Origin of the sequence: Collinsella sp. TM05-38 (assembly GCF_003466445.1) — a bacterium.
Lineage (GTDB): Bacteria > Actinomycetota > Coriobacteriia > Coriobacteriales > Coriobacteriaceae > Collinsella.
The window spans coordinates 41,298-55,003 of record NZ_QSPM01000016.1 but is presented as its reverse complement, the minus strand read 5'-3'; the positions used below and the strand labels follow the sequence as shown (position 1 = coordinate 55,003).

The 13,706-nt window shown below is 62.2% G+C and carries 9 protein-coding genes; 3 read left to right on the top strand and 6 right to left on the bottom strand.

Features of this window, described 5'->3' with window-relative positions:
• Positions 1-103: 103 nt before the first annotated feature.
• The 3 genes from DXD49_RS08785 to DXD49_RS08775 all read right to left on the bottom strand — a co-directional run bounded on the left by DXD49_RS08785 (position 104) and on the right by DXD49_RS08775 (position 7,319).
• Entirely contained in the window at positions 104-3,736 is a 3,633-nt protein-coding gene (locus tag DXD49_RS08785) for a UvrD-helicase domain-containing protein (protein ID WP_117763163.1), read from the bottom strand.
• A 3-nt stretch (positions 3,737-3,739) separates the two neighbouring features.
• Entirely contained in the window at positions 3,740-6,835 is a 3,096-nt protein-coding gene (locus tag DXD49_RS08780) for a PD-(D/E)XK nuclease family protein (protein ID WP_117794761.1), read from the bottom strand.
• A 184-nt stretch (positions 6,836-7,019) separates the two neighbouring features.
• Complete coding sequence (locus DXD49_RS08775) at positions 7,020-7,319, bottom strand: YerC/YecD family TrpR-related protein (RefSeq protein WP_022094855.1); 300 nt, start codon at positions 7,317-7,319, stop codon at positions 7,020-7,022.
• A gap of 324 nt (positions 7,320-7,643) precedes the next feature.
• On the opposite strand from DXD49_RS08775, the gene DXD49_RS08770 reads away from it, so the two are divergent.
• Positions 7,644-8,009 (top strand): phage holin family protein, encoded by a 366-nt coding sequence (locus DXD49_RS08770; protein WP_117734439.1) that lies wholly within the window; start codon positions 7,644-7,646, stop codon positions 8,007-8,009.
• 138 nt (positions 8,010-8,147) lie between these two features.
• Here the strand turns inward: DXD49_RS08770 and DXD49_RS08765 are convergent, their stop codons facing one another.
• Positions 8,148-8,576, bottom strand: a complete 429-nt coding sequence (locus DXD49_RS08765; RefSeq protein ID WP_089572175.1) for an Rrf2 family transcriptional regulator — start codon at positions 8,574-8,576, stop codon at positions 8,148-8,150.
• Positions 8,577-8,828: 252 nt separating this feature from the next.
• On the opposite strand from DXD49_RS08765, the gene cysK reads away from it, so the two are divergent.
• Both cysK and mnmA read left to right on the top strand, forming a co-directional pair.
• Positions 8,829-9,767 carry a cysteine synthase A gene (gene cysK, locus DXD49_RS08760; RefSeq protein ID WP_117794760.1) on the top strand — a complete coding sequence of 313 codons (939 nt, stop codon included), beginning with the start codon at positions 8,829-8,831 and terminating at the stop codon, positions 9,765-9,767.
• Between the two features lie 17 nt (positions 9,768-9,784).
• Positions 9,785-11,047: a tRNA 2-thiouridine(34) synthase MnmA gene (gene mnmA / locus DXD49_RS08755; RefSeq protein WP_255413643.1), complete on the top strand. Its 1,263-nt coding sequence runs from the start codon at positions 9,785-9,787 to the stop codon at positions 11,045-11,047.
• An 8-nt stretch (positions 11,048-11,055) separates the two neighbouring features.
• Here mnmA and DXD49_RS08750 read toward each other — a convergent pair whose 3' ends face one another.
• Together DXD49_RS08750 and DXD49_RS08745 are read right to left on the bottom strand one after the other, a co-directional pair.
• Positions 11,056-12,429, bottom strand: a complete 1,374-nt coding sequence (locus DXD49_RS08750) for a DNA-binding protein (protein ID WP_117794758.1) — start codon at positions 12,427-12,429, stop codon at positions 11,056-11,058.
• A 138-nt stretch (positions 12,430-12,567) separates the two neighbouring features.
• Complete coding sequence (locus tag DXD49_RS08745) at positions 12,568-13,587, bottom strand: M42 family metallopeptidase (protein WP_117635086.1); 1,020 nt, start codon at positions 13,585-13,587, stop codon at positions 12,568-12,570.
• Positions 13,588-13,706 lie beyond the last annotated feature (119 nt).

Below are 13,706 nucleotides of genomic sequence, written 5' to 3'. Positions count from 1 at the left end.
CATTCGCCGTCAGTCAAAGGGTAGCTAAAATAGCCCCGTCCTAAATTAGCTACCCCTGAGCTGCGGTGGAATCGGGAGGGATTCCACCGCACGCTGTTGAGGGCTAAAGATTGTAGGTGACTACTTGAGGTTCGGCGGGTTCGACGAAGATGGTTGGATCCGGCTGTTCCACGCGGACGAACTTGACGGTCACGGCCTCAAAGCCCGCCTTGTGCAACACATCGGCGTAGACGCGCGCCTGCAGGGCGTGCTTCTCCTGCAGCTGTTCCGGCGTCTCATCCGGTGTGCCGCCCGTCTTGTAGTCGATGACCAGCGCGCGTGACGAATCCGCCGGGTTCGTTGCCAACGCATCGATGGCGCCCTCGGCATACGTGCCGTAGCGGGCAATGTCCTCGTCCTCGCAGCCCAGCGAGAAGAACGGTACCTCGGCACGGACGCACGGCCAGGCAAGCAGCTCGGCACGGACCGCCGACCTGAGCCAGCGATTCAGGGCAATGTCAAAACGCTCGCGCTGCTCCGGCGTCAGGCACCACAGGCGCGCCAGCGCATCGGCGCGCGCGGCGGGCAGTTCATTGGCGCCCATCTCGATGAGCCACTGGCAGGCAGCATGGAACGCCGAGCCCAAGGCCATGGGATTGCCGAGGGGCTCGGCAGCAACCACGTCCGCATCGGTCATCTCCGAGCCATCCGAGTCTTCATCATCGCCGGCCTCGTCCATGGGCACACGCGTCTCGGCGGCACGATCTTCCGCCTCGGCATGCAGGGCCGCGGCGATCGATGAGTAGCTATACGAGTCACGCGCCGGGAACGGGCAGGTGCCCATGCGCACGCCCACCGCCTGGGGATACACGAGCTCAAACGAATCGGGCTCGGGGTCGGCAGGACCGGGAACGGCGGCGCGGGCATCTGCACCGGCACCCTCCGGCTCCGCATCGCCACGAACAAGCCTGCCCTCGGCATCCAGCGAAGCGTTAGCCTCAAAAGCCTGCTCGCCAAAGGTAAAGTCCGAAAGCGAAATGAGCTCGTAGTCGCCCGGCTGGGAGTTGTCGAACACCAGGCGGTCGGCATCGAGCTGCGGCAAGGCCTGCGCGTCGGTCGGCAAAATACGGCGCAGTACGTCGTAGGTCAGATCGGTCTCGACATCGAAGGTCGGCGCCGCCACCTTGCCACGGCTCACGCCGGCATCCATTGCCAGAATGACCAGCTCGCGTGCACGCGTCATGGCGACATAGAGCAAGCGGGCCCGCTCCTCGAGCGAAAGCTGCAGGTCGTCGTTGCGCAGGCGAGCAAATGCCTCGGCGGGAGAACCCGTCGCACAGACGTCCTCCATGAGCTCCGGCGGCAACCATAGCGACGTGCCCTTACCCTTAAACGCATGCTCAAACTGCTTTTTGACGTCATCGCCCTTCACAAAGGTTCCGTCCGCAAGCTTAACGCCGTCGAAGCGTGCCGGCAGCGCCACGACCTGCGCTCCGCCCTCGACGCGACCCATCTGTGCCGCGCCCGAGGACTTACGCACGCCAAAGCACTCGGCGACCGCCACGACCGGATATTCCAGACCCTTGGAGGCGTGCACCGTCATGATGCGCACCGCGCCGTCGCCCTCCTCGTTGAGGGCGCCTGGGGCCTCCTTGCCCGCCAGGAAGCGATTGAAGGCAAGCGCAATGGAGCGCGGAGAATTGCCGAACTCGGCCTCCGCCTCGGTCACGGCATCGAGCGCCTTGAGCACGTTGGCGGCGATGGCCTTGCCCTCGGGGCCGCGCTGCGCTAGACGCACAAACCAGCCGGAGGCGTTGACCACGTCGCGCGCGATGGAGGCGAACGAATCGCGACCCACACGACGAAGCGCATACCGCAGTACCTCGCGGGCGCGCGTCACCAGTGGCAAGCCCTGCAAGCCGGGCACATCGGAATCGCTCATGATGCCCGCATCGATGTTGCGGCGCGAGGTCTCCCCCGTCTGGTCGTCCAGCTTGGTCGCCAGCGCCAGGAACTCCTGGGCGCCCAGCGCAAACATCGGCGATGCCAGCAGCGGCATAAGGCCCTGCGCCGTATCGGCCGGGTTGGCGAGCGCACAAACCAGGGCGCGCACCGTCTGCACCTCGGCAGCTTGGGCAAAGACCGAGCCGCCCGCGATAACGCAGTCGAGCCCCTGGTCGCGGAAGGCCTGGGCGTAGACGTCGGCGTTGGTCATGCGGCCCAGTAGCAGCACCATGCCGCCCTGGGGCTGGCCCGCTTTAACGAGCGCTTGGAACCGCTCCGCAATCGCACGAGCTTTCGCCTGCGTTCGCTCCTGGGTGCTGCCGCCGGCAACGAGCAGCGCCTGGCGGCGCGAAGCCTTTGCCTTGAGCTTGTCCTCGCGATCGTCACTCGGCTCAAGATCCAAGAACCCCTGCATCAAACCACCGGTATCGCCGTCAAAGACGCGTGCCACATAGCGCAGCACCTCGTCATGACTGCGGAAGTTGCGCACGAGCTTGACGAGCTCGCCGGCAGGGGCATCGGATGCGACGGAGGTCTCAGGCGCAGCAGACAGGCCCACCTTGCGCTCCTGGCGGCGAAACACCTCGACCTCGGCGCCGCGGAAGCGATAGATCGACTGCTGCGCATCGCCCACCGTGCACAGCGCGCGCTCGCCCGCACCCGTCAAATAGCGAATCAGATCGACCTGCATCTGGTCGGTATCTTGGAACTCGTCGATCATGACCATCTTAAAGCGGCCCTCGTAGGCGGCTCGAATGGCGGGATAATCGCGCAGCGCCTCGTATGCCATGCGGAGCAGGTCGTTGTTATCGAGCGCGGACTGGTCAGCCTTGAGCGCGCGGTACTCCGCCTCCACAGCACGAGCAAGCCCCACCAGCGCATCGAGCGCCGGACCACCGCAGGCGAGCACGATATTGATAAACGCATCGGCAGCCTCCGCCTTGAGCAGCTCCACCTGCTCCTTAGGGAATGCCTTGCTCGCCCGAGGCATGGTGCACGACATCATGAGTCGCGCCGCATCCGCCATGGTCTTGCCGCTCGCCTCGAACGCATCGATGGCATCGAGCGCCACCTGCGCTTTCTCGGTCGCGGCCTTGCTTGCGCCCAGCGCCGCACGATAGGCATCGGCAAGGGCCGAAGTGTCGGCATGACCGTGTGCCACGCGCACGTCGTCCATGCCGCCCGGCAGCTGGCTCGAGAGCTCCAGCAGCTCGCGCACCAGGCCCTTGATGGTGGTGCCGGCGCCAAAAGGGCCGCCCTCGCCCGCCATGGGATACCAGGCGTAGAGGGCCTTGAGCGATGCCGCGAGCTCGGGGGCGGCATCGGGCGCCGTCGCGCGGGCCAGCACATGCTCAACAGCCTGATCCATAAGCTCGTCGGTATCGGTGAGTACCGTGAACTCGGGATCGATGCCCAGCTCCAACGCGTGTGCGCGCAGGATACGCGAGCACATGCCGTGAATGGTCGAGATCCATGCATCGTCGACGGTCAGGGCCTCCTCGTCCATGCCCTCGTCGATGAGCGCGCGGCGCACGCGGTCACGGATCTCGGCCGCGGCATCTTTGGTAAAGGTAATGGCGAGCACCTGGTCCAGATGCTCAACGAACGGACCGGATTCGGGCGAGAGCGCGTAGACGATGCGGCGCGTGAGGGTAAAGGTCTTGCCCGAACCGGCGCCCGCCGAGACAAACAGCGGACGGTCGAGCGTTTTGACAATCTGCAGCTGTTGCGGCATCAAAGTCGAAAGATCCATGGTCTACACGTCCCTCCTTACAAACGTTCCTTCGTGGTTATACGAGCAGCGCGCATGCGCGGCCTGAGCCGACGTCGGGTCGACGGCGGCAACGTTGCCTGCCTCGAGCTCCCGCAGGCGCTCGGCGATGCCGGCCTCCACGCGATCGAGCAGGGCGTCGAAGTCCATGCTGCCACCCTCGCCGGGGAAACCTTTCTTGAGGCCTGGGATGCGACCGTCGCCGCGCTCTTCCTCGAGCAGCTCGGCGCTCGCGGCGCCGCGCAACGCCGGCTTGCCGCCCTTGGTCGAAAAGTAGAGCGCCGCGCGGGTGTCCAAATCCAGCGCCCGGCGCATGGCCTGCGCATAGATAAGCGTCTGGGTATGGGGCGGTAGCCACCGTGGGTCGTCGATGGCGGCCTCGCCCGATTCCTCGTCGCGCACCGTAGGGTCGGCGAGCTTAAACTCCTCAACGCCCGTGCGATGCTTGTAGTCGATCACCACGGCACGATTCTCGGCGTCCACGTCCACGCGGTCGATGCGCCCGCCAAGCGGCCAGCCGGCATACTCGACTTTGAGCTCGTTAAAGGCGAACTCCAGGTAACGCGGGGCAAAGGGGGCGAGCGCCTCGGACTCGTAGGCAAGCACTCCCTCCAGCTGCGGCAGAATCTCGGCCACCTGGCGCTCCTCCACCGGAGAGAGCGGCACGAGCGGGCCCTCGTTGCCACGCTTGGAGGCATGCTCGGCCAAGGTCTCGTCAAAGACCTCGTGTAGCAGCTCCTGTGCACGCGGCAGATTCATGGGCGTCACGCGCTCCATGCCCTCTTGGGGCAGACGGGCGTGCAGGCGCTCCAGAACATCGTGGACAAAGTTGCCCTTCTCCATGTTGCCAAAGCCCGCGTCGATGGACTGGGGCTTCACGCGATACGACACGAACCAACACAGCGGGCACGTCGAGTACGCCTCAATCTGCGAGGCGGACGTCAGGCGCGGCACGAGCGGCGCGTCCTCGCCCTCGCCATCGCGGCGGCACAGGACCAGGTACGGCACAGCCGCATCACTCAAATGCTGAGGAGCCTCGCACGCAACACGCTTGCACTCGATACCCTCGCCGGCCGCCGGATCAAAATCGGCGACGATACCGCCCTCGCCCACGCACGCAACCTTGGCGGCACCAGCGGCCTCGGCATACGCCCGCAGCTCGGTCCATACGGCTGCCGGGTAGCACTCGCGTGCCTGGCGATCGTGCGTCACGCGGGCGAGCGCGACCGGACCGCTCGCCGCCTGCATTGCACGGCAAAAGCGCACGCGCAGCAGGGCGGCGGGCTCCAAAGACACGCCGTCGCGGCGCAGCTCGGCCGTCAACGTAGCAAGCGGGCCCTCTTCGTGCGAAAGCGGGTAGCTGTCCAGGTCGACATCGGCAAACAGCACGGCATCGTAGCAGCCAGGACGCAGAACCGACGCATCGGCAAGCGAAGCAAACCGAACCTGAGCACGTGGCGCACGGTCAACCTCGTAAGTCTCGTAATCGTAGGCGGTGCTACGCTTGTCCACCTTGGTGCGAACGCCATCGAGCACGGGCACGGTCGCGGCCTGCGACACGTCGAGCGCGCGAGCATCGTTCATAAGGATGTCGATGACATGGCGCAGCAGGGCCACCTCCGCCTGGCGACGGGCTTGGCCATCCAAGCTGCCCAGCGAGCGATCGGGCAACGCCTCGGCAACGGCAAGCATGGCCTTGAGCGCCGTCACGGGCTTGTCACGCCACAGCGCCTGGAACACGTCCGAGACCACACACGGCACATTCTTAAACCAGTTTTCGTCGCTCGCCGCCTTACGCGCGCCCCTCACCTGGCCCTGAATGCTCTGCAGCAGGCTCTTAACGCCCGCGGTAGTCTTGCTGCGCGAGAGACGCATATTCTTATCGAACGTGAGCGCGCTGGCGGCATCGGCACCCGAAAGCGGACTGTAAATCCAGTCGGTAAGCTCCGGCGCGGGCCACCACTCGGTCTTAGAGGCGATGCCCTCGTCGGCGGCCTTCATGCGCTCGATCAGGCCGGCAAGCGCCGTAAGCTGCCTGCCCGCGATGGACTGGGAAAACGCCGTGAACTCAGTTGTCTCAGCAGCGATACGACGAGCCGCCAGACGAGAGGCGAGCTCACCGAACAGCTGGGGTGCCCGGGCAGAAACGACGAGCACGCGTGCGGGGTCGGCGTTCGTCGCGGCGCCGTCGGCCTCGGAACCCTGGCACGCTTTTACCAGATCATCAATTGCGTCCGCATAGACATGAGCACGGGCATGGGGGCCGGCGACCTCAATAAAGGCAGGCTGAGCGGCGGTCCCGCAAGCGGCATCAGACGCGCCGGCATCCTCGTCCAGCGGCGCGATCTCAAACAGCACACCGCGGGCATCAAATGCCGCGGCAAGCTCCTCGCGCGTCGCCGCCTGCTCGCGGGCAAGCAGCACGACGACCTCTCCCCCGTTGTTTGCCACGGCGGACAGCAGCTCGAGCAAGCTATACGTAAATGACGTGACGCCGCGCACGCAAACGGCACGGGCGCACCCCGGCAGGTTATCGGCCAGGGCACCGGCCATAATGTCAGCCGCCTCGCAGGGCTCGATCATATTTCGACGGTCCAAACCACCCGCGTAGGCACGCAAAAGCTCGAAAACGCGGGCCTCGGCGTCGCTTTTGGGCTCGGGCTGAGCGGCGGCATCGCGGCAGCGTTCGTCGCCCGCCCCCGCCACGCCCGGCAACACATCGCGGGCCATACGCGCAAGCATGCGCACCGTGCCCTGGCTGCGCGAGAGCGGCTGCAGAGCAGCGTCATCGCGGCGGTCGATCATGTCCGAGAACAGCATCTGGCACTGAAGGTTATCCACAAAGCTACGGCCATCGCCCATAAGCTCCCACAGCGAACGGAGCCACGACGAAGGGGTCTTGTAATCGATACCCAGTGAAACCCCAGCTTCCGCCGCATCATGACGGCACAGATCGAGCTCGGCAAACGTAGGCACCAGCAAAACGGCACGCCCGTGGCGGGCAACCAGGTCGGCGAGCAGCGCCGCCTCGGCATCGCTCAAATCCGCGCCGGCGTTGGTGGTATAGATTCGAACAGGCATGGTCCTCCACTCAAACCGTTCGCAATAATCAATGTATCCATCCTACCCGCCCAAGCGGACACATTGCCACCGCAGCTCCATCTTTTGGTACGAAGCAACCTGACCCCAACGCACCAGCCGATTGCGGGCATATAAAAACCGCCCCCGAAGGGACGGTTCTGCGCAATTCGTTTTTGTCGCTAGCCTACTCGCCATCCTCCAGCTTGATGAGGATCTTGCGGTAGCCGCCGTACTCGCCGTTGAGTGCCTTGGACACGCGGCTCACTGTGGTGGACGAAGCGCCGGTGCGGGCCTGGACCTCGACATAGGGCTCGCCCTCGTCCAGATAGCGCGCCACCTGCAAACGCTGAGAAAGATCGCAAATCTCACGCGGCGTGCAGATATCGGTCAAAAACGCTTGGATATCTTTCTCGTCGTCCAAAAGGCTAAATGCGTGGACTAGCTGCTTGACATCAGGCTTGTCAAACATGTTCTCGATATTCATCGATTACCGCCAAACCCGCCAAAAGGCATCGAAGTTGATACTAACATCGGGCATCGTTCGCCCGTTCTATGCAATAGGGCAACGCCTGTGGCTTTTGCCCGTAGCAGTTTAGCACACCACCAAACTAAAGCGACAAGACTCTCTGTCAGCGGCACGTTTTTTAGGTCGAACGCCGTTTTGAAACCGAATGCGCACGCAAGCTCCACGAATATTTGAGACAATGGGCGCCCAAACACCGCGGCGCACCCGCGCAACCATCCAGGTCGCCGCCGCAAGCCGCTTCACGCGACGCCAGCAACCCCGGCGCAAGAAAGGATTCACGCCATGCGCTTTATGCTTAACTGGCTCTTCACCTCGATCGCTATCGCGATCGCCACGTTCCTCGTCCCCGGCATCCAACCCTTCGGCTTTGCCGAGGCCTGGGTCTGTTTCGCCTTCGTAGGACTGTTCCTCAATATCGTCGATTCGCTCGTCAAACCGTTCCTGACGGTCATCTCGCTGCCGCTCACCATCATTACGCTGGGCATTTTCCAGCTTGTCGTCAACAGCCTTATGCTCGAGCTCGCCAGCTACCTATCGGTGAATCTGCTGGGCGCGGGCATCTCCATCGCCAGCTTTGGATCGGCGTTTATGGGCAGCATCTTGGTATCCATCATGCGCAGCATTCTCGACAGCATCGCCAAGAACTAGAGCGAACCGATACGGATCGCCACAACACGCCAAAATGAAGGCCGCCCATCGAAACGATGGACGGCCTTCTTCTTTATCGAGCCTCAGAGGGTAAAGAAATCTACCATTTCTACCCCGTCCCCAAATGGAAGGTGTGGGTTAGATGACGTAGTCGTAGCCTTCGTTGGGAGCGACAAGTTGATCGAGTGTCACACCGTCGAGGTAGTCGTTGATGAGCTTGTCCAGGTTCTTCCACACGTCGAGCGTGGGGCACTCATCAGATCGCGAGCAGCCTTTGCAGTCACCATCCAGGCAGGCGACCGGCGCCAGACTACCCTCGGTCAGGCGCAGAATCTCGCCCACCGTGTACTGCTCGGGAGGGCGCGTGAGCACGTAGCCGCCGCCCTTGCCGCGCATGCCCGAGAGCATATTGGCGCGTACGAGTGTGGCAAGAATGTTCTCCAGATATTTCTCCGAAATCCCCTGTCGCGCCGCAATCTCTTTGAGCGGGATGCGGCCGGCCGCCTGGTGCTCTGCCAGGTCGACCATAACGCGCAGGGCATACCTGCCCTTTGTGGAAACCAACATATATATTGCTGCCTTTCGGTCATTTAATCCGTAGAAATTCTAGCCGAAAAATTGGCTTTGAAAATACCCATCCCGTCAAGATGGTTAATCGACTCGCAATAATTCATAAATTCCTATTGCATTACTAGGCTTTGCTGTCTACTATGCTTCCCAACAGCTAAACGAACAACCTATTGGGTTTGTAGGTTTTGCTGTTACATACACCGTAAAACCACACGGTATCCAGTCATTTGAACACTTTGGAGGTTCACCATGAGCAAGGTTTACACGTCCATCGATCAGCTTATCGGCCACACCCCGCTTTTGGAGCTTACCCACTTTGAGGCCGACGAGGACCTCAAGGCCCGCGTGCTCGTCAAGCTCGAGTACTTCAACCCCGCCGGCTCCGTCAAAGACCGTGTCGCCAAAAACATGATTGACGAGGCCGAGAAGGCCGGCAAGCTCGTGCGCGGCGGCGACTACACCATCATCGAGCCCACGAGCGGTAACACCGGCGTCGGCATCGCCTCGGTGGCGGCGGCCCGCGGCTACAAGGTGATCATCACCATGCCCGAGACCATGTCCGTCGAGCGTCGCAAGCTTATGCAGGCATACGGCGCAAAGCTCGTGCTCACCGACGGCTCCAAGGGCATGAAGGGCGCCATCGCCAAAGCCGAGGAGCTGCAGAAGGAGACTCCCAACAGCATCATCGCCGGTCAGTTTGTAAACCCCGCCAACCCCGCCATCCACAAGGCCACAACCGGCCCCGAGATCTGGGATGACACCGACGGCAAGGTTGACATCTTCGTCGCCGGCGTTGGCACCGGCGGCACCGTGACCGGCGTGGGCGAGTTCCTCAAAGAGCAGAACCCCGAGATTCAGGTCGTCGCCGTCGAGCCCGCTACCTCCCCGGTGCTCTCTAAGGGCCAGGCCGGCCCACACAAGATCCAGGGTATCGGCGCCGGCTTTGTGCCCGACGTCCTCGACACCCAGATCTATGACGAGATCATCCCCGTCGAGAACGACGACGCCTTTGCCACCGGCCGCGCCGTGGGCCACAAGGAGGGCGTGCTCGTGGGTATTTCGTCCGGCGCCGCCGTGTGGGCCGCACTGCAGCTGGCCAAGCGCCCCGAGAACGAGGGCAAGACCATCGTGGCGCTACTCGCCGATACCGGTGAGCGCTACCTGTCCACGGCACTCTTCCAGGACTAGGGCCCGTCGCCCATAGGTTGAGCCCAGGACGAACCGGTCTCCTCTCTCCCGGCAGCCTGAGCCCATCCCATCAGGGTGTCCCACGAGACGTCCGAACTTGCTACAATGTCTGCGGCGCGGAACCAGCCTCCCGCGCCGCTTTTCTTTTTTGGCCACATGCCACCAAGGAGAACCTCCCCATGCACAACAAGCGCGTGCTCGTCGCCATGAGCGGCGGCGTCGATTCCAGCGTGACTGCCTATCTGCTCAAACGCCAGGGCTACGAATGCGTCGGCGCCACCATGCGCCTTACCTGTCCCACACCCGACCCCGCCACGGGCATGAGTAAGGTCGACCGCGACATCGCCGATGCAAAGGCCGTCGCCAAGCGCCTGGGGATACCCCACTATGTGCTCGACCTGCAGCAGACCTTCGACCGCAATGTTATCGAGCGCTTCGTGACCGCCTACCAGGAGGGGTTGACGCCCAACCCGTGCATCATCTGCAACCGCCATATTAAGTTTGGCGCGCTGCTCGATGCGGCGCTGGATATGGGCTGCGACTACATCGCCACGGGCCATTACGCCAAAACAAGCCAGGCGGCAGACAGCACCTGGCAGCTACATCGCGGCGAAGATCCCAAAAAGGACCAGAGCTACTTTTTGTATTCGCTTACGCAGGAGCGCCTGGCACGCACAATCTTTCCGCTGGCAGGGCTGGACAAGGAGCGCGACGTACGCCGCATTGCCGCCGAGCAGGGCTTCATCAACGCCAAGAAGGCCGAGAGCGAGGACATCTGCTTTATCCCGGACGGCGACTACGCGGGCTATATCGAGCGCCGCTGCGGACATGCCGCTGCACCGGGCGACATTGTGTGGCGCGACGGCAGCGTGGTCGGACGCCATAACGGCGCGCTGCGCTACACCATCGGCCAGCGCAAAGGCCTGGGTGTCGCGATGGCGCATCCGGTGTATGTAACGGGCGTCGACGCCGCCAGCAACACCGTGCATCTGGGCGAAGCCGAGGACCTAACCGCCTCGGCGCTAACTGCCGATGAGTGGATCTGGAGCGCGCCGGACACGCGCATGGAGGCCGAGCTCGACGCCGGCGGCATTCGTGTAGGTGCCAAGTACCGCTACCGTCAGAAAGACCAGGCAGCGACCCTCACGCGTGACGAAGACGGGAAAATACTGCTAACTTTTGACGAGCCGCAGCGAGCCATCGCCCCCGGCCAGGCCGTTGTAGTCTATCGCGGCGACATCGTCCTGGGCGGTGGTACCGTAACCGGCGCACTTAAGTAGCCGCTGGTTTATCGCCGCACGTGTCGAAGTACCTCAACAGCGGCACCAACCTCGATTACGCGACGCTCGAGGCCGCGGCAAATGGCCTCGAGTCGATCCTCCGCCGTCGCCCATTCGCTCTGCGAAAGAATCTCGATTGCCTCATCAACAAATCCGTTGAGCCGCGATGAATCGAACCAATCGAGCGAGTCCGCAAGCGCCAGCTGGACGAAAGGGTCGGGCCCAAACGGCTTAGCGGAAAACCCAAACTCCCCAGCTGAGAGCACGGCAGTTGGCACGTTATACCACAGACAGTTGCCGCTATCGAACAGCGGTGCAGGTTTTATCTCCAGGGTGTCGACATTGCGGATGATGCCGAAGTTTCGCCAATGGCGATCACTGTTGGCCAAAAGGGCATCGCAAACGATCATCTGCGACATAGACCTTCTCACGGCAGCCTCGTCTGCTCCATGCTTACCAAGGAAGCGGCAGTACCGGTCGTACGTCGAGTTTCCTCGCTGACCGCCAAGAGCGTTCTTAACGTAAACAGCCGGAACATATTCCTCGCGGCCGTCAAGAAAGTCGTCGCACAAACACACAGGGCCATCGAACATCCGCTCAACCGCATAGGGAACAAACTCACCCTCTGACAGCAAGCGACGATGTAGAGCCGTTGCAACCGCCTCGTTAAAGGGACGTTGATCGTCCATGCCGCACCCCTTGACCAGGACGCGAACACCGTTGCGAATCATCCACGATTTAGGAAGCTCGCCCTCGGATGTGTTGTCGGGATTTTTAAGACCGATGCCTTCCAGCCAACCCGAACGCCCCTCGGGCGCCGATCGCTCAAATTCGTTCTCAAAGTAATTGATGTTTCGCCATTCGAGCCCGTCGCAATCGGTCGGCCGCAGCCAATAGCAATCCGAAAGCGAGAGGCCCAGGCACTGAACCGGCACCTCAGTGCCGTTGACGATCCCTAACTCTCGGTAGCGCGAGATAAGCCCGGGGCGAACATCGGGTACCGACCGATGCCCCCACCACGCGTTGAGCTCCCGCTTATTCACCGTTGGAGAAGAGCTCGAGCATGTGCCAAACGGCATTCGTTGCGCATCGAGGACCTCGGCGATTTCGAAGGGAAACTCGCGCGTCGGATCAAATGAGACATGCGCGACCTCATGGTCGGCCGACATCAGCGTAAACTTGCGTCCCACATCGGCTGCAGAACGGCGCCCTCGTTTGCGGACCTTTTGATAGGCGATCGCAGAATTGTACTCGATCATCTTCCGGCCGCCCACAATATCGCACGCGAGCGTTCCCGATGCGGCAAGTTGAGATATGCGGGCTTTCGTAACGCCCAACAGGCGGGCAGCATCAACCATAGACAAGTACTCAGACGTATCCATACACCGCATCACCTCGTTAAGTAATTTACACGTTTAGTTAATAGATTACAGACATCATAATACTAAACGACCCAAAGCGAAAAAAGGCCCGAGAAATCGGGCCTTAGCGATTGGTCAGCCGAGTCGCAAGCTGCTCCCCTAGCGCTGAACGTAGGCGCGAACGAGCTCGTAGGTATTGCGCACGCCGTCGATGTGGCTGCGCTCGTAGTTGTGACTCGCGTACACGCCGGGGCCGATCAGACCATGGCGAATGTCGTAGCCGGCCGAGAGCGTGGCCTCGACGTCCGAACCGTAATGCGGGTACACGTCGATGGCGTAATCGAGCTCCAGCTCGCGCGCGATATTGGACAGCGTGGTCACCAGATCGTAGTTGTAGGGGCCACCCGAATCCTTGGCGCAAATCGAAACCATGCGCTCGGTGCAGCCCAGGTCGTCGCCCACGCAGCCCATGTCCACGCTGATCATCTCGCGCGTGTCGGCTGGCACAAAGGCACCGCCGTGACCGACCTCCTCGTACACGGTAAAGAGCAGCGACACCTTGCGCGAGAGCGTCACCTCGCCAGCGGCGACGGCACGCGCCAAGCCCAGCAAAATGGAGGCCGACAGCTTGTCGTCCAAGAAGCGGCTCTTAATGTAGCCGCTCTCCGTCACCGTGGTACGCGGATCCATAGCGATGATGTCACCGGTCTGAATACCCAGCTCGAGCACATCGTCCTTGCTGTCAACGTTCTCGTCGAGCAGGATTTCCATGTTCTTCTCGATGGTCTTGACCGGCTCATCGGCCACATGCGCCGAAGGCTCGGTATTGAGGACCACACCCGTGTAGACATTGCCGTCGCGTGTGTAGACGGTACAGTTCTCGCCATCGGCCGTAGACCACTGATGCCCGCCGAGGGTCGTAGGGCGCAGGCGACCATTGTCCTTAATGGAGCGCACCATGGCGCCCAGGGTGTCGACATGGCTGGCCAACACCAGCGGCTCACCCTCGCCGCCAAGCTCAACCAGCACGTTGCCCTTATTGGAACGCTCAGGGCCAAAGCCCATATCGCGCAACGTTTCCATTAGATAATCAGTCGCCGCACGGGTATAGCCCGTAGGCGAAGCAATCGAGGTAAGCGCCTTCAACTGGTCAGTAATATAGGAGAGCGTAGAATCCATCTTGGACACCAAAGTCACCCTTTCACATCGAATTAAACCCACAGCAACGATACCACCACGCACAATTATTTACCTAACGAGACAACCCATCGAGCTTCTCAGAGCAGCGCCCGCCACGA